This is a genomic window from Pseudomonas wuhanensis (assembly GCF_030687395.1).
Taxonomy (GTDB): Bacteria; Pseudomonadota; Gammaproteobacteria; order Pseudomonadales; family Pseudomonadaceae; genus Aquipseudomonas; species Aquipseudomonas wuhanensis.
In genome coordinates this window covers 5,560,598-5,578,015 of sequence record NZ_CP117430.1, presented here as the reverse complement: position 1 = coordinate 5,578,015, position 17,418 = coordinate 5,560,598, and the positions used below count along the sequence as shown (strand labels likewise).

Sequence of the window (17,418 nt, the reverse complement as noted above, 5' to 3'; positions counted from 1 at the left end):
GCTCCGGGTAGGAGCTTTCGCTGGACACAACGCCGGGGTGGTGGGCTGCGTCTCGGAACAAGCAAGGATTATTCCTGATTTTGCTGATAACGTCAGCGACGTTCGTCGCAGATCAACGTCTTGAATTCTCATGGAATATGAGGTTTAAAATGGGATCCAATTCATATGTGGACATCGAATGCCTGTGCTGACTGATGTTGCGCCTGGGTTGCCACCCATCACCTCCCTGATTCGAGAAGAGCTGTTTCCGATTCGTGAGGTAGCGCGCCTGACGGGGGGTGAATCCGGTCACGCTCCGCGCATGGGAACGGCGATACGGTCTGATACAACCCACGCGCACCGAAAGCGGGCACCGTTTGTATTCGATGACCGATATCGAGCGTGTTCACAGCATCCTCGGCTGGATAGAACGCGGCGTCGCGGTCAGCAAGGTCGGCAAGATACTGGCCAAGACCGAACCGCTCAAGGTGCTGGCGCAGGTCATCCCCAACGAATTCGTTCAAGCCGACTACGGCCAATGGCAGCAGCAGGTCAAGGCGGCGGTGAGTGTTTTTGACGAAGTTCAACTGGAGCAAGTCTACGGTCAGATTTTTTCCAGTTACCCGCTGACGGTGGTATTTCAGGACATTCTGATTCCGGTCTGGAAGCTATTGCTACAACGCCATGACGCGTTCGGTCAGACCAGCGAATGGCTTTTTCTGGATGGTTTTCTACGTTCTCGAGTGTTGCAACGCCTGCTGCTGGTGCGAGTCATGCAACCGCGACGTGTGATTGTCTGCGCCCTGGCCGATCAATGTCGTGAGCTCGATGTGCTGGTCACGGCGCTGTATCTGAGCAGTGTCGATTCGGCTATTCAGTTGTTGGCGATCGGTCAGCCTTTCGACGAGTTGATCCTGGTCTGTGAGAAGATCAGGCCCAAGGCACTGGTGCTGGTTTCCAATCACGCGCCGGCCGGCGAATTGCCTCGACGTTTGAAACGCTTGGCCATGAGCCTGGATTGTCAGGTGTTGCTGGCCGGGGATGCATCGGACCTGGCACAGGAGAGCCTGGCCGGATCATCGGTCGGTTGTCTGGGAAACGAGGGAGTGTTAATGCGCCAGCGTCTGAAACAGTTCCTGGCGGGAAACCTGGATACCTGAACGTAGGTAGACGCAGAGATCAGATATGCAGTGCGGGATGGGTCAGGCGATGTTGCTGAAGGATGTACTGACGCAGACGTTCGGTTTCGTCCGTGTCGCTCTGGCTCAACTCATAGGCGTAGAAACCCTGCTCGGTTTCACGCTCAAAGGTGCCGCGCAACGCAATCCGCTCATAGCCTGACGGGCTGAACCACAACGCGAAGTGCTTTGGCGCCTTGGTCTTGTTGCGAACTTCCAGCAACACCCCTTTGAACGATATTTCATGCACCCACATCGTGCCGGGTTGCCCCTTGGCATTTTCCAGCGCCACGGGCTCTTCGAGCGCCAGGCGCCATGGCCGAATCATCGGTCCGTCTTCATAGATGCTGGGGACGCCGAGGCGTAGATGCATTGCGTGAAATTCATCTTCCACCAAGTGCAGCGGGAAGGTCATTTGCTGATTTTCGAAAGTGGCCTGGATGGTGACTTGTTCATGAGCGGCCAGGCGTGTGAGCAAATCACGAATCTGCGAACCACCGTTGACGAGCAGGCTCGACGTCGCATCCCGCACATTGAGTTGCGGGTTGTGTTGCATGTTCTGGATAAAATCCAGCTCATCCTGCGTCAGGAGTGCGTCGCGCTGCATGATTTTGCTCGAAAGGAATAATTACAAAGTCATCGGTGATTGTAGTAAATGACCACTAATTCGCTGATTGGTTTGAGCCGTTCGTCGCTTTGAGTGCGACAATTTCTGCCTGTGCCTCGGCCAATTGCGCTTCCAGCTGCGCGACTCGCTGCTGCGCCTTGACCTGAACCGTGACGTCTTTCTGCACCCCGACGAAATAGGTCTGCCCGTCGTGCGGGTTTTTTACCGTGGAAAGCGACAGTTCATTCCAGAACGGGGTGCCGTCCTTGCGGTAATTCCTGAGGATTTCCCGGCAGGAGCCACCACTGCCCAACGCCTGCCGAATCGAGGCGAGGGCTGCCTGATCCCGGTCTCCTGCCTGCAAAAAGCGGCAATCCTGGTAGAGGATTTCTTCGCTGCTATAACCGGTCAGGCGTTCGAACGCCGGGTTTACGTAAATCAGGATGTTGTCTTGCTCGCCTTCCTTTTCAGCAATCACGATGCCGTCGTTGGACGCGTCGATCACCATGTGCAGCAGAGAGGCATTGATCATCGCAGAGTCCTTTGCATATGGATTGATACGTTGCATTCTAAAAGATCAATGAGGACGGTGCTGTTAATATCTCCTACTTTTATTTAGATTCAGGATCAGATTGATGAAAGTCGCCATCCTTTCCGGCTCGGTGTACGGCACGGCTGAAGAAGTCGCCCGTCACGCTGCAAGTATTTTGAACGCCGCCGGTTTTGAAATCTGGCATAACCCACGCGCGACACTCGCCGATGTTCTGGCATTTGGCCCCGAAGCATTTCTGGCGGTGACCTCGACCACCGGTATGGGCGAGTTGCCGGACAACCTGCAACCGCTGTATTTCGCCATCCGCGATCAATTGCCCGCCGCCTGGCGTGGTTTGCCGGGCGCGGTGATCGGTTTGGGCGACTCCAGTTATGGCGATACGTTCTGCGGCGGCGGTGAGCAAATGCGTGAGTTGTTCGGCGAACTGGGCGTGCGCGAAGTCCTGCCGATGCTGCGCCTGGACGCCAGCGAAACCGTGACGCCGGAAACCGACGCTGAGCCTTGGCTGGCGGAACTGGTCAGCGTTTTGCGGGGCTGACCAGCCGCTCGCGTTTTTATTGGCGGCGATGCTTCGACATGGATCCAGACTCACCCGCGCACTGACTCGCTCGGCCATCAAGCTGGCTGCCAATGCAACTACCCGAAGTCCGAGGGCTGACTAGACTGCTGTAACGCAGCAAAAAACAATAAAAAACCAGAAGAATAAAAAGGGAATTCTTGCCGTGAGCGTAGCCCCCGTCCAATCGCCACACAGCATCAAAGACAAAGTCAGTGCCGCCGAATGGCAGGCCCGCGTCGATCTGGCTGCCTGTTATCGTCTGGTCGCCCTGCATGGCTGGGACGACCTGATCTTCACGCATATTTCCGCCAAAGTGCCGGGCACTGAAGACTTCTTGATCAACCCGTTCGGGCTGATGTTCCATGAAATGACCGCGTCGAGCCTGGTCAAGGTCGATCAGGCCGGCAACAAGTTGATGGACAGCCCTTACGAGATCAACCCGGCGGGTTACACCATCCACAGCGCCGTGCATGAAGTCCGTCATGACGTCGCGTGTGTATTGCACACCCACACTGCGGCGGGGGTGGCGGTATCGGCGCAAAAGCAGGGCATCTTGCCGATCAGTCAGCAGTCCTTGTTCGTCCTGTCCAGCCTGGCTTATCACGCCTATGAAGGTGTTGCGCTGAACCATGAAGAAAAGGCGCGACTGCAAGCCGACCTTGGAGAAAACAATTTCCTGATGCTGCACAACCACGGTCTGCTGACCTGTGGCGGCACCATCGCCGACACGTTCCTGATGATGTTTACCTTTCAGCGCGCCTGCGAGATTCAGGTGCTGGCGCAGAACGGTGGTGCGGAGCTGATCGCCATCGAGCCGCAGATTCTGGCGGGCGCCAAGGCGATGATCGCCGGTGTCACCAAAAGTGCTCAAGGGATGGGCGGCGCGCTGGCCTGGCCGGCGCTGCTGCGCAAACTCGATAAACAAGCCCCGGGTTATAAACTCTAAATGGCCCTCGCCGAGATTCCTCTGCGTGTCTGGCGCAAACGCAGCCAGACGTTCGTATTCCGTGATCAGACTATCCGCTATTGGGCTGCGGGGCAGGGCGAGCCGCTGCTGCTGATCCATGGCTTCCCGACCGCCAGTTGGGACTGGCATTACCTGTGGCAACCGCTGGCGCAGCGCTATCGGGTGATTGCCTGCGACATGCTCGGCTTCGGCGATTCGGCCAAACCGGTGAACCACGACTACAGCCTGCTGGAACAGGCCGATCTGCAACAGGCTTTATTGGCGCATCTGAACGTTGAGCACCCCGTTCACGTGTTGGCGCACGATTATGGCGACAGCGTGGCCCAGGAATTGTTGGCCCGGCACTATGAAGCGCGCGCTGATATCGCCAGTTGCGTGTTTCTCAATGGCGGGCTGTTCCCTGAAACCCATCGCCCGGTGTTGATGCAAAAACTCCTGCTCAGCCCCTTGGGCTGGATGATCGGGCGAGCCTTTACCCGTGACGCGCTGGTGAAGAGTTTTCAGCAGGTGTTCGGTCCGAAGACCCGGCCCACGGAAAGTGAACTGGATGATTTCTGGAGCCTGGTCGACAGCAATCGCGGGCAACGGATCATGCACAAATTGATCAGCTATATCCCGCAGCGCCGTGTCCAGCGTGAACGTTGGGTCAGCGCCATGCAGCGTGGCGAGGTGCCGTTGCGGGTCATCGATGGCGAGGTCGATCCGGTTTCCGGCGCGCACATGGTGGCGCGCTATCGGCAACTGATTCCCGACCCGGACACCGTCCTGCTGCCTGAGATCGGCCACTACCCGCAGATCGAAGCGCCGGCGCAGGTGCTCGAGCACTACCTGGAGTTTCGCGACCAGTTAATTTCACCGCCGCTCAAGTTGGCGTGTTCCTGACTATCCCGCTGCCTTATCGCGCACCATTCAGCCGCCCCCGTGTTCATTGTGACCGGCAGCCCCGTGGCTGACACTCGCACTCATTGTCCCCTGGCCTGCTGGAGTTCCCCATGAATGAGTCTGTGCGCTTCGAAGATAAAGTGGTGATCGTCACCGGTGCGGGCGGCGGCTTGGGTCGGGCGCATGCGTTACTGTTCGCAAAACAGGGCGCCAAAGTGCTGGTCAATGATCTCGGCGGCTCGGCTCAGGGCGAAGGCGCCAATGCCTCGGCAGCCGATCGTGTGGTCGCGCAAATTCGTGAAGCGGGCGGTACCGCAGAGGCTAACCATGACTCCGTCACCGACGGTGACAAAATTGTCCAGAATGCCCTCGATACATTCGGTCGTGTCGATGTCGTGGTGAACAACGCCGGCATCCTGCGGGACAAGACCTTCCACAAAATGGACGACAGCGACTGGGATCTGGTTTACCGCGTCCACGTCGAAGGCGCCTACAAGGTCACCCGCGCCGCCTGGCCCCACCTGCGCGAGCAAAACTATGGCCGCGTGATCTTCACCGCATCGACTTCGGGTATCTACGGCAACTTCGGTCAGTCCAACTACGGCATGGCCAAACTGGGCCTCTATGGCCTGACCCGCACATTGGCCATCGAAGGTCGCAAGAACAACATCCTGGTCAACGCCATCGCCCCCACCGGCGGCACCCGAATGACCGAAGGCCTGATCCCGCCACAAATGTTCGAGCAACTCAAACCGGAACTGGTCAGCCCGCTGGTGGTGTACCTGGCCAGTGAGCATTGCCAGGAAACGTCCGGGCTGTTCGAAGTGGGTGGCGGCTGGATGGGCAAGGTGCGCTGGGAGCGCAGCCTGGGCGCCGGATTTGATCCGCGGGTGGGTTTCTCGCCGGAAGATGTCGCGGCGCATTGGGAGCAGATCTGTGATTTCGAAGGCGCGGCGCATCCGAAGGACAATATTGAGGCGTTGAAGGAAATGATGGAGAACTTGCAGAAGTATTCGTAATGAGGTTTGAGGCCACCCAGTCGACGGTAGGTGATTGAGTGGCCTATTTGGCTATCGCTCGTATTGTTTTTCAGTCACGAATTTTGGCGCTTTCCAGTGTGGGCCTTTGAGAGCCATAGCCAAATCGCCCTCAGCCAATATGCCCTCCTCGAATAGCTCCTCGTAAGTCTTGCACAGCTCACCACGGGCGATCACTTCGAAGCGATAACGCCCAAACAGCATGTCAATCGAGGGAAATGCCAAGCCGATAGCCAGCACTGATAGCAGATCTCTTACAGATTCGTTTCGGATAGCTTGTTCGAGTTTCGCTAATGATGTTTTCGATCCACAACCTCCTTCGAAAGCCAGAATTTCCTGCCGTTTGGCGGCCTCAATGGCTTCGTCCGTATAACGAAGTCTTTCGTCGTTGCCGAGTTTGAAATCCTCAAGCGCTGCAGTATGAACATCGTTCCAGAGGGAAGCATTTTTCTTCGGTATAAAATCATCAGGAATGCCCATGGCTCTAAGTCTTTCCATCACACGAAGAGTATGTGCATAGAAGCGCCGGTCGGTATCGGTCATCTCAAATTTGCCCTCCAGAGTGTCCTTCAGACGCTGAACCATGATGCTGTCAGCACCCGAGCCACTTCTTGCAATGGCATACATTTCTTCCGATTCAGCTTTGTCTCTATCCGTCATACGTTGTGCTCGCTGCAAAGAGTTTTTAGTTTTTGCCGAGTAATTAACGTACACCAGCTTGCGAAGAGACGTGTCTGGTAGGTGAGTAAGCGTATGCCTGCATTATTGTGTGAATAATTGAAGGGATAGATTTCAGTCAGAATATTGTTGGCCAAATAAAGGATGTTTCGTACAGAACGGCAGGACGTAGCTTTCACGACTTTTGTCGATTAAGCAGTATGAGGGAGCAGGCACCTATAGTCAGTTCCCACTAAAGTTTATTGCTCGGGTTTGAAGCCTGGTTTTCCGTTGGCGGCTCGCCAATCTTTAATGGCTTTTAATACGCCAGCGGGGCTGTCTTCAACACCTTCTTCTGGGTAATACAAAATTCCTGTGCCGTTTGGGTGTTCTGAAGTGCTTACTATGTTGTCCACGATTTCATCGTGTTCTTTCTCTGATTTGTAATCCCCTTGAACCAAACGGTCTATAAGGGCAATGTATTCTGACTCTGTGTAATCTTCGAATTTATCTTTAAGTTTCATCTCATAGTTCTCCATTTTTGGAGTGGGTTTCAATGTGTTGCTTTGGTGTCAGTAGACGAAGATTGTCTATGTCGTAGACTGAGCCACCCTCACTGATAAGCGTAACATGGTGAATCTCAAACTTCGTACGTCTACCCACTTGCTCCGAAGGCGGGGCGCTTGGTGATAGACCATTTCTAATATCAAATTTGTTGAATAAGGTGAACTGAGCAATCAAGAATGGATCATTTGCTACAGCTTTCCAAAATGTCTCCCGAAAGGCTCTAAACGTCTTGAATTGGCGCCCTCGCAACTGATCTGCAATCTGCGACGGGATAGGCGTTCCCTCTCTTTGTGATGCTGAGGATAACCATGTCCCTGAAATTTTTTGTCCGAATCCGCTAGCCACACCAGGCTCATTCCGCCGATCCCTGAACATCGTGTAAACAGGCGGCATACCCGACTCAGCCGGAAACACCGTGATGAAGCCCCCAAAACTGTAGAGATCCAGCTCCGGGAACGTATCGACCCTTCCTTCGAGAGCGGTCACCGTAGTGCCGTCGTAAACGACGACATTCCGTTCGCTCGCCGGGAGGGAGGTTGACGCGTTGTTCGGCTTGACTATCGGCGTCCAGGTCATGCCGATGGATGGGGCATCCGGATTGTAGGACCTGTAGGCGTTCAGTGTCGTGTCGAGCGTGGCGAGCTGCACCGGCATTTTGGAAGGAGCCGCCGTTCCGTGGGTGGCCGCAACAAAAAACTCGGTGGTATTGCCCACAGTCCTTGAGCCCATCGCAACCGGCAGTTCAATGTATCCATTGGCCTCGGCGATGGCGTGCAAGTCAGGGAGGCCGCCGGGCACGAGATCCGAGAGCGGGACGCTCAAGGCGTGGAGATCGTCAGGCTCGGATGTCGAGAGTGAGAGGCTCCAGTTGTGGAGGTTGTCGGGCACCAGATCCGAAATCGGCGGGATGCTCATTTCGCGCCGATCGCTGTTACCTAGTGGCGAGGGAAACAGCAGTGCGGCGAATCCGACCATCATCGCACCTGCCGACGCGGTACCCGCCGCAATCACGACGGCTACTGCGCTTTGCAGCGCGCCCCTGATTGCCTGGGTAGTGGCTGGATTGGTGGCGAGACGACCCGTTGCCAAGGTGAAAACCGGGCCAAGTGCCACAGCCGATCCCGATACGGGAAACGGTCGATTGGCTCTGGCTGCGTCCATGGCCGCGATAAATGCATACAGTTTTTTGAGCTGGGCATCCGTTTTCGTACGCCTTTTTGCAGCAATCTCCTCTTGTTCTTTCGCCTCTTTGGCTTTGCGTGCTGCTTCCGCGGCCATTCGCGCCTGTTCCTCGGCCACGCGTCGGGCTTCAGCCTGGGCTCTTCCCTGAGCCGCTGCCGCCGCTTTTTCATTGGCGTCGGCAATGGCGTTGTTTTGTGTGGCTAAGCGGGCGTCCAACAGCTTTATCTGCTCAGCCAGGAACTTCGCCTCGTAAGCTGCGGCGTAAGAGATATTCCATTTTTCTACTGCTCTGTAATAACCTATTTGCCCTGAGCGACGACCCGCGGGGGCCTCGAAACCCTTGGTCAGTGGGTCATGGCCATAATAAAGATTGGCTACTCTTATCTGTTCTTGATGATCTGTCCTTGCTTTGAAAAGTTGCAGCTCAAGCGTCCGTAACTCAATCTCAAGAACATCGGTTCCAGGGGGGACAACAGCCGCAACAGCCGCTCTTGTATTTGCGAGTTCGGCATTGGTTATATGAATGATGTTCTTGAAGTTTTCGTTGAAGAGTTCCTCGGTATAAGCATTGTTGTCATTCAGCCAATCAGTGGCGGAATCCATTAAGTCATATCCACGATCGGAGTGGTCGGGGCCTGACGCGCCCCCGGCGCCAAATCCGAAGCCAAAAGGCGATGAAGGCTTGCGAGGTATACCTCTATTAACAAGGATGTTTTTTTCTTGCGGCATATCGAATTCCTTTCGATTCCAATACTGGAATAGCCATGCCGGCATCCAATGATGACGGCCGTTTATGGTCCTGTGTGTCAGCGCCATCCAGGGCGCCGAGAAAGACTATAAATTCCATCGTAAAAGCCGGGCAGGTGAGTGTTTCCGACAGTGATGTAGGAAACATGAAGTTTTATCTCGGAAACAAACCCAATCGGCATAGGGGACGGCCTTCACAGGCCGCTCCCCTGCCACACCACCCGGCATGCGGGTCCGCACCGGGCGGTTCGAGAGATTGAGGTTATGAGAGTCGTACCAGACCCAGTCTGTCGAACCACGCTATATCCAACACTCGATTCAGCTCAAATCGGCTGTTACGCCACCAACTATGCGAGTTGGCCGCCACTCTGCGGGCCGTTTGGCTGCTGGCTCCCAGCGCCCTCAGTTCGCGGTAGATCGTCGGTCCACGCCGCCATTGCTTCAGTTGGATCGCTCGCAGTCGGTGTCGTATCCATTCATCCAGCTCTCGCCAGATTTTCGGGGTTTGTGACAACCCAAAGTAAGCTGTCCAGCCCAAGAGGTAAGGGCGTAGATTTTCGACTACTTGTCGCATACTGCGGCCACCTGAGCGGCGGGTCAGTTCGCGTATCCGTTGCTTGAACTGCTTGCGCGCCTTGATCGCCACGGCTCTTTTGACGCCTTTGGGCGATGCCCAAAAGGCATACCCAAGAAACTTGCGACCAAACGCACTCGCCACCGCACTCTTGCTCTCATTGACGCTCAAGTGCAGCTTTTCGTACAGGCGCTTCAGCAAAGTCATTACCCGCTGCCCAGCCCTGCGGCTGCGAACGTACACATTCGCATCGTCGGCATAGCGCACGAAGCAATGCCCTCGACGTTCAAGCTCCCGATCCACTTCGTTCAGCAGCACATTCGCCAACAATGGCGACAGCGGGCCGCCTTGCGGCGCCCCGACGCGGCTTTTCTCGACCATGCCATTGATCAGCGTTCCGGCATCCAGATAGGCCCGAATCAGCCGGATAACCGCCCGATCCGCAATCCGTTTGCGCAAGCGATTCATCAGGATGTCGTGGTCGACCCGATCGAAGAACTTCTCCAGATCAACATCCACCACCACCTTGCGTCCCGAGGACACATGGCGCTGAGCCGCCATAACGGCATCCTGCGCAGAGCGTCCCGGGCGAAAGCCATAGCTGTGTTCACTGAAGGTTGGATCGAGCAGTGGTTGCAGGATTTGCAGCAAGGCTTGTTGGATCAGACGGTCGGTGACCGTCGGGATGCCTAACTCGCGCTGACCGCCGTCAGGTTTGGGAATGACCACTCGGCGTACCGGACTGGGCCGGTAGACACCTGATAGAAGCTGTTCACGAATCGCCGCCCACTGAGTCAGCAGATATTCGGCGGTCTGTTCAATGTCCAGACCGTCGACTCCCGCTGCACCTTTGTTGGCCTTGACCCGCTTCCACGCCCGCTTCAGGTTTTCTCTCGCAAAGGCCCGTTCCAGCAGCCCTTGCCCTGCATTGTCGGATTCATCTTGCGGGCGATCGACCTCGTCGCTGACAGGACTTCTCACGGCTTCACCGCTCGTTATCTCCATCCGCCCCGCGTTTGGCAGGCATCTGACTTCCGGTCTTTCGCATCAACATGGCCTATAACGCTTTCTCTCGTTCGGCCCTTCGTCAAAAAAAGATGACTACTACGGCCTCTGCTGACTTCTCGCTCCGGCTTGCACCGTCGCCCTTTCAGGCACAAGGCGAGATCTCCCCAGGTAAGAACACAATCCTTCCCCGCACAACCGCCGGATTTACGCAGCCTGATCCTTGACCACAAGAGCTTCGCGGTTTACGGCCCGCTCGCCCTGATCGGCTTCGCCTTGTATCCGGTTCTTGTTCATCGGCTCACGGTTTCGATTCACGCTTCCTCCCCACACTCGGTCGCCCTCATGCAGTTGCGCTTCACTTCGTTCGCTGTGGCCAGCTTACGGCGGGACTTTCACCCACAAGATTGCGCCCATGCTGGGCGCACCATAAAAAAGGCCGCTGCAAACGCAGCGGCCAAAGTAAGACGTTGGATCAAGGAGCAACAAAACAACGTCAGTGAACAGGGGGCGATGAGTCGAAAAAATACGCTTCAAATCATCTGGATTCTGTCGCCAACGGGGTGGGTCTATCATCCCCGTCGCTTCGTGCTTTCAGGCCGTTTGCCGTGAAAGCCCGGCAAGAATAAGGGCTTGAGCGCAAAGGAAAAATAGCGATTCCAGACATGCACTGTTGCAGTCTTAGCAACAGTCGCAGGCTGACCCCTGTAGCAGCTGCCGAACGCAGCCTCGCGAGCTCGGCAGCTGCTACAAGCAAACGAAGCTGCGCCATCTGCTACACGCCCTTCCATGCGTCCCGCTGATAACCCTCCATCCAGCCCATCCATACCCCGCGCAAACCCCCGTCCCATGCGGGCATTCATCCTTTGGAGGTACAACGCGAATACCTCCTTGGTGCGCTTATCGCTCCCGGCGCGCGGCAGTAGGGTGGGGCCTTCTGTCACTCACCGGGGAAGACGCATGACAAAAACAACAATGCGCGCCATCTTCAAACCGCAAGCGCTGGCCGCTGCGGTGGCCTTGGGTTGCTGCGCCGAGGCGCAGGCCGTTTCATTCAACATCGGCGAAATCGAGGGGCAGTTCGATTCCTCGTTGTCGGTCGGCGCGAGCTGGGGCATGCGCGATGCCGACAAGTCACTGGTGGGCACCGTCAACGGCGGTACTGGCCAGTCTTCAACCGGTGATGACGGGCGCCTGAACTTCAAGAAAGGCGAAACCTTCTCCAAGATCTTCAAGGGCATCCACGACCTCGAATTGAAGTACGGCGACACCGGTGTGTTCGTCCGTGGCAAGTACTGGTACGACTTCGAGCTGAAGGACGAAGACCGCGAGTTCAAGCAGATCAGCGACAGCGGTCGCAAAGAGGGCGCCAAGTCTTCGGGCGCACAGATCCTCGATGCGTTCGTCTATCACAACTATTCCATCGCCGATCTGCCGGGCACCGTGCGCGCCGGCAAGCAGGTGGTCAGTTGGGGTGAAAGCACCTTCATTGGCAACTCGATCAACAGCATCAACCCGGTCGACGTTTCCGCGTTCCGACGTCCTGGCGCCGAGATCAAGGAAGGCCTGATTCCGGTGAACATGCTGTTCGCCTCCCAGGGCCTGACCGACCAGCTCACGGTGGAAGGTTTCTACCAACTGGAGTGGGATCAGACCGTTCTCGACAATTGCGGCACCTTCTTCGGTGTCGACGTGGCGGCGGACGGTTGCAACAACGGTTACACCGTCGGCAGCCCGGCGATTGCCCCGTTGGCGCCGCTCGCGGCAGCCTTTGGCCAACCTATTCAGGTCACCCGCGAGGGCGTGATCGTGCCCCGTGGCGGCGACCGTGATGCCCGGGATTCTGGGCAGTGGGGCACAGCCTTGCGCTGGCTCGGTGACGACACCGAATACGGCCTCTACTTTATGAATTACCACAGTCGTACACCAACCGTTGGCACCACTACCGCCGGGCTGTCGACACTGGCCAGCCTGCCGGGCATGGTCCGCGCCGCCAACCGTCTAGCCCCGGGCAGCGGCTCGGGCCTGGCCCAAAGCGTGATGCTCGGGCGCGGCCAGTACTACCTCGAATACCCGGAAGACATTCGTCTGTACGGTGCGAGCTTCTCCACCACTTTGCCCACCGGCACTGCCTGGACCGGCGAAATCAGCTACCGGCCCAACGCTCCGGTGCAGGTCAACACCAACGACCTGACCCTGGCGTTGCTTAACCCGATCGCTGGCGGCGCCGCATCGCCTGTCGCGACTCGGCCAGGTGCCGACAACACGGGTTATCGCCGTAAGGAAGTGACCCAGGTCCAAAGTACCCTGACGCACTTCTTCGACCAAGTGTTGGGCGCCCAACGACTGACCCTGGTCGGTGAAGCTGCGGTGGTACGAGTCGGTGGTCTGGAGTCGCGGAGCAAGCTGCGTTATGGCCGTGATTCGGTCTACGGCCAGTACGGTTTCGGTGGCGATACCGACGGCTTCGTCACTTCTACCTCCTGGGGCTACCGCGCCCGGGCGATCCTCGATTACGCCAACGTGATTGGCGGGATCAACCTCAAACCCAACCTGTCCTGGTCCCATGACGTCGCCGGCTATGGCCCCAACGGGCTGTTCAACGAAGGCGCCAAGGCGGTCAGCGTCGGTGTCGATGCCGACTATCGCAACACCTATACCGCGAGCCTCAGTTACACCGATTTCTTCGGCGGTGATTACAACGTCCTGGAAGACCGTGACTTCCTGGCGCTGAGCTTTGGCGTGAACTTCTGATCTGGCTGAGAAGGATGATTTCAATGCGCAAGATGATTCTGCAATGCGGCGCCCTGGCCCTGAGTCTGCTGGCCGCCAACGTGATGGCGGCGGTCTCGCCGGAAGAAGCCAACAAGCTCGGTGCGACCCTCACGCCGCTGGGCGCCGAGAAGGCCGGCAATGCCGATGGCTCGATCCCGGCCTGGACCGGCGGCATCCCGAAAAACGCCGGCGCGGTCGACGGCAAAGGCTTTCTGGCCGACCCGTTCGCCAGTGAAAAACCGCTGTTTACCATCACTGCCGAGACCGTCGACAAGTACAAAGACAAACTCTCGGACGGTCAGATAGCGATGTTCAAGCGCTATCCGCAAACCTACAAGATCCCGGTCTACACGACCCACCGTACCGTCGCCCTGCCGCCGGAGATCTACGAATCGGCCAAGCGCAGCGCGCTGAACGTGACCAGCATCAACGACGGTAACGGTCTGGCCAATTTCACCGGCAACCGCTACTACGCATTCCCGATTCCGAAGAACGGCGTCGAGGTGCTGTGGAACCACATCACCCGTTACCACGGCGGCAATCAGCGACGCATCATCACCCAGGTGACCCCGCAGACCAACGGCAGCTACACGTCGATCCGCTTCGAGGAAGAAATCGCCGTACCGCAACTGATGAAGGACCTGGACCCGGACAAAGCCGCCAACGTGCTGACCTTCTTCAAGCAGTCGGTGACCGCGCCGGCGCGGCTGGCGGGGAACGTGCTGCTGGTGCACGAAACCCTTGATCAGGTGAAAGAGCCGCGGCTGGCGTGGATCTACAACGCCGGTCAACGTCGGGTACGTCGTGCGCCGCAAGTGGCCTACGACGGTCCGGGCACCGCCGCTGACGGCCTGCGCACCTCGGATAACTTCGACATGTTCTCCGGCGCACCGGATCGCTACGACTGGAAACTGATCGGCAAAAAGGAAATGTACATCCCCTACAACAGCTACAAACTTGACTCGCCGAGCCTCAAGTACGATGACGTGGTGAAGGCCGGGCACATCAACCAGGACTTGACCCGCTACGAGTTGCACCGGGTCTGGGAAGTGGTCGGCACGGTCAAGCCGAGCGAGCGGCACATCTACGCCAAGCGCCACATGTACCTCGATGAAGACAGCTGGCAAGTGGCGCTGGCGGATCATTACGACGGTCGCGGTCAACTGTGGCGGGTGGGCGAAGGTCATGCCCAGTATTACTACGATCACCAGACGCCGGCCTACACCCTCGAGGCGCTCTACGACATCATCGCCGGCCGATACATTGCCCTGGGAATGAAGAACGAAGAGAAGCACAGTTTCGAATTCGGCTTCGAGGCCAAGTCTGCGGACTACACCCCGTCGGCCCTGCGCGCCGAGGGCGTTCGGTAAGGGTTTTGATACATCGACATCACCAGAGGCGACCTGCGGGTCGCCTTTTTTATGGGCGCCAATCAGCGTCCTGAATACTTCTCAACAAGCGGGTTGGAGAGGGCTAGGGTGGCCGGACAATTATAAAAAGGCACGCCGCAATGACCGCCATGACTCCGTGTCTGGACCGTTCTGGATTCCTGCCCCGCCTGTCCTCTCATCACCTGTCGCGGGCTCGCTTGAGCGAACCGTTACTGGCCTCAACGGCACGGGTGAAATTACTCTGCGCACCCGCCGGCAGTGGCAAGAGCGCGCTGCTCGCCGAATGCCTGTTGCAGGCGCCCAGCCAGTGTCGAGTGCATTGGTTGCCATTATCTGGCGTGGCGTCGAGCGCGGCGGATTTTCGTCATCGTCTGGCAGAAACCCTGGGGCTGGCCTCATCGGATGAAACCGGGTTGCTGGGCTGTCTGGCGCGATTGCAGACGCCGACCTGGCTGTTTCTCGATGACTACTGCCGCCTGCCGAACCCGGAGCTGGATCTGTTACTGGATCGTATGCTGGCGATCAGCAGCCCGATGCTGACCTGGTGGCTGGGCGCCCGTCGCCGGCCGCCATGCAACTGGCCACGGCTGTTGCTCGATGATGAATTGTACGAGTGCGAGAGTGCTTCGCTGGCTTTTACCTCAGATGAAGTCGAGCAGCTATTGCGCCCCTGGGTGCCGGATCAGGCGAGCAAGGTGGCCAGTCGGGTTATTCAGCGCACCGGCGGTTGGTGTGCCGGTGTGCGCATTGCGCTGCTGCAGAAATGCGACTGGTCGCGCCAGGACAAACCCCAGGGGCGGGCGGACACCTTACTCGATTACCTGGAGCACGAGTTATTCAGTTCGCTGACACCGGAGTTGAGCGAGGCCTGGCGCGTACTGGCCCACTTGCCCCGCTTCAATGCCCGCCTGTGCGATCACCTGTTCGGGGCAGGAGAGGGCGCTCAGTACTTGCGGACCTTGCAAACGCTGGGCTGTTTTATCGAACCTTGGGGGGACTCCACCGATTGGCTGCAGATATTCACCCCGTTCACCCAGTTGTTGCGCGATGAGCCATGGCCGGCGGGACGCTCCTGGCATCGGCGTGCCTGCCAATGGTTCTGTACCGAACAGGACTGGAAATCGGCCTTCGAACAGGCATTGCTTGCCGAGGAGTACGAAGTGGCGGTCAGCCTGTTGCAGCACTTCAGTTTCGAGCATTTGTTCGAGGAGCAGACGGTGGTGCTGTTGTTGCGTTTGCATGAGCAGCAAGGAGGGGAACTGACGCTGGGCAGTCCGCAATTGGTCGGATTGATTACAGCTGCGCTGTTGTTCGCCGGACGTTTCGAACAGGCGACCGCCAGCATCGCTCACTTGGCGCATTTCACGCCTCAACCCTCGGCGGTGCTTCAGCGTCAATTGATTGCACGCTGGCAGGCATTGCAGGGTTGGTTGCTGCATTTGCAGGGACGAATGGAGGCTTCGCGCGCGCACTTCCTTGACGCGTTGAGCGCGCTCGATCCCGAATGCTGGACGGCGCGCCTGATGTGTTTGTCCGGTTTGACGCAACAGGCATTGCTAAGGGGCGAACTCGACGTGGCGCAAGCCCATAACCGCGAGGCGCTGTGCCTGGCGCGGGCGCAAGGTTCGCTGGTGTTCGAGGGCTTGATGGAACTCGATCATGCGCAGTTGCTGGAGCAGCGTGGAGCCCCCGGGCGCGCTGAAAGTCTGCTCGCCAATATTCATGAACTGCTTTGCCTGCAATCTGACCGCGCTGCGCCTCTACTGGGGCGAATCGCCTTGCGTCGCGGGCGCCTGGCCTTGTGTCAGGGACTGGATGAGCGGGCAGCAGATTTTTTTCAGGCCGGGTTGGAGGACTGCGTTCGCAATCAAGACAAGCGTGCGCTGTACGGTTTTCTCGGGCAGGCACAACTGGCCGCCAATCAGGGCGACTACGCCCAAGCCTTCGTCCGCCTGCGCGATGCCGAGCGATTGATGCAGCAGCGGCAGATTCCGGACACGGTCTACCGTGGTGCCCTGTTGCAGGTCAGCAGTCAGTGCTGGTTGCAACAGGGGCGTCCCGAACTGGCCCGCGAGGCGTTGAGCAGGGTGCTCAGACACTATCAGGGGCCACAGGCACGGCAGGCACCGCCGGCGACACTGGAGTTGATTCCGCGAATTGAGTATTTGTTGATTCTGGCTGAGGTCAAACTGCAGCGGGTGGAGGATCCTCTGGCTCGGCTCTCCATCCTGCTTGAGCAAGCACAAATGAATGGGATGATTAGCTTGGAGGCCGAGTTATTTCTGGCGATGTCCGAGGCGGCCTTCATATTGGGCGAACCTCTGTTATCCCGGCAGTATTTCGAGAAAGGCAAAGACAAAGCTTGCCGTTGTAACTTGCTACAGATGTTGTTCCAGTTACGTATGCGTTGCCCCAACCTTCTAGCAGAATTGCACGTTATCGATCAGGGCGAGCAGGGACCTCAAGAAGGACTTCGCGAGAGTCCACTGAGCCTGAGAGAGTCGGAAGTGCTCGCATTGATTGCGTCGGGCAATTCAAATCAGCAAATAGCCGAGATGCTATTCATATCATTACATACAGTCAAAACACATGTGCGGCGAATTTATGGAAAGTTAAGAGTGGAGCGTAGAACTCATGCTGTCGCCAAGGCTAGATTGCTGGGGTTGTGCTGATAGTGTGTTTTTAAAGTAGGGGTGTATTTTATTTTATAGCTTTGATGTCGGATTGTTTCTACATGGGTTGAAAAGAAGTTGAAGTG

14 protein-coding genes and 1 pseudogene are annotated in these 17,418 nt (G+C 57.4%); 9 read left to right on the top strand and 6 right to left on the bottom strand.

The features are described from left to right. The first annotated feature begins 178 nt into the window (after positions 1-178). Positions 179-1,139 (top strand): annotated as a pseudogene (locus PSH88_RS25815) (MerR family transcriptional regulator). A gap of 19 nt (positions 1,140-1,158) precedes the next feature. On the opposite strand, the gene PSH88_RS25810 reads toward PSH88_RS25815, so the two are convergent. Continuing rightward, positions 1,159-1,764: a hypothetical protein gene (locus PSH88_RS25810; protein WP_095055669.1), complete on the bottom strand. Its 606-nt coding sequence runs from the start codon at positions 1,762-1,764 to the stop codon at positions 1,159-1,161. Positions 1,765-1,819: 55 nt separating this feature from the next. Then, positions 1,820-2,296 (bottom strand): PAS domain-containing protein, encoded by a 477-nt coding sequence (locus PSH88_RS25805; RefSeq protein WP_305423460.1) that lies wholly within the window; start codon positions 2,294-2,296, stop codon positions 1,820-1,822. Between the two features lie 103 nt (positions 2,297-2,399). Between PSH88_RS25805 and PSH88_RS25800 the strand changes: the two genes are divergently transcribed. The 4 genes from PSH88_RS25800 (at position 2,400) to PSH88_RS25785 (ending at position 5,744) form a co-directional block, all read left to right on the top strand. Then, positions 2,400-2,855: a flavodoxin gene (locus PSH88_RS25800; RefSeq protein WP_305423459.1), complete on the top strand. Its 456-nt coding sequence runs from the start codon at positions 2,400-2,402 to the stop codon at positions 2,853-2,855. 184 nt (positions 2,856-3,039) lie between these two features. Continuing rightward, positions 3,040-3,822, top strand: coding sequence for a class II aldolase/adducin family protein (locus PSH88_RS25795; protein ID WP_305423457.1), 783 nt, complete (start codon positions 3,040-3,042; stop codon positions 3,820-3,822). Next, on the top strand, positions 3,823-4,725 hold the full coding sequence (locus tag PSH88_RS25790) for an alpha/beta fold hydrolase (protein WP_305423456.1): 903 nt from the start codon (positions 3,823-3,825) through the stop codon (positions 4,723-4,725). Positions 4,726-4,835: 110 nt separating this feature from the next. Further along, complete coding sequence (locus tag PSH88_RS25785; protein WP_305423455.1) at positions 4,836-5,744, top strand: SDR family oxidoreductase; 909 nt, start codon at positions 4,836-4,838, stop codon at positions 5,742-5,744. 51 nt (positions 5,745-5,795) lie between these two features. On the opposite strand, the gene PSH88_RS25780 is transcribed toward PSH88_RS25785, so the two are convergent. The 4 genes from PSH88_RS25780 to ltrA all read right to left on the bottom strand — a co-directional run bounded on the left by PSH88_RS25780 (position 5,796) and on the right by ltrA (position 10,494). Continuing rightward, the gene (locus PSH88_RS25780) at positions 5,796-6,422 is read right to left on the bottom strand and encodes a hypothetical protein (protein WP_305423453.1); all 627 of its coding nucleotides are present in this window, start codon (positions 6,420-6,422) and stop codon (positions 5,796-5,798) included. A 257-nt stretch (positions 6,423-6,679) separates the two neighbouring features. After that, on the bottom strand, positions 6,680-6,943 hold the full coding sequence (locus PSH88_RS25775) for a bacteriocin immunity protein (protein WP_305423452.1): 264 nt from the start codon (positions 6,941-6,943) through the stop codon (positions 6,680-6,682). A 1-nt stretch (position 6,944) separates the two neighbouring features. Further along, positions 6,945-8,897: an S-type pyocin domain-containing protein gene (locus PSH88_RS25770; protein WP_305423451.1), complete on the bottom strand. Its 1,953-nt coding sequence runs from the start codon at positions 8,895-8,897 to the stop codon at positions 6,945-6,947. A gap of 280 nt (positions 8,898-9,177) precedes the next feature. After that, on the bottom strand, positions 9,178-10,494 hold the full coding sequence (gene ltrA / locus PSH88_RS25765; RefSeq protein ID WP_370694672.1) for a group II intron reverse transcriptase/maturase: 1,317 nt from the start codon (positions 10,492-10,494) through the stop codon (positions 9,178-9,180). Between the two features lie 345 nt (positions 10,495-10,839). Between ltrA and PSH88_RS25760 the strand changes: the two genes are divergently transcribed. From PSH88_RS25760 to PSH88_RS25745, 4 genes are all read left to right on the top strand, one after another. Continuing rightward, positions 10,840-11,106 carry a hypothetical protein gene (locus tag PSH88_RS25760; protein WP_305423449.1) on the top strand — a complete coding sequence of 89 codons (267 nt, stop codon included), beginning with the start codon at positions 10,840-10,842 and terminating at the stop codon, positions 11,104-11,106. A gap of 348 nt (positions 11,107-11,454) precedes the next feature. Further along, complete coding sequence (locus PSH88_RS25755) at positions 11,455-13,248, top strand: DUF1302 domain-containing protein (protein ID WP_305423448.1); 1,794 nt, start codon at positions 11,455-11,457, stop codon at positions 13,246-13,248. Positions 13,249-13,271: 23 nt separating this feature from the next. After that, the gene (locus tag PSH88_RS25750) at positions 13,272-14,639 is read left to right on the top strand and encodes a DUF1329 domain-containing protein (RefSeq protein WP_305423446.1); all 1,368 of its coding nucleotides are present in this window, start codon (positions 13,272-13,274) and stop codon (positions 14,637-14,639) included. 140 nt (positions 14,640-14,779) lie between these two features. After that, positions 14,780-17,332 (top strand): LuxR C-terminal-related transcriptional regulator, encoded by a 2,553-nt coding sequence (locus tag PSH88_RS25745; protein ID WP_305423444.1) that lies wholly within the window; start codon positions 14,780-14,782, stop codon positions 17,330-17,332. Positions 17,333-17,418 lie beyond the last annotated feature (86 nt).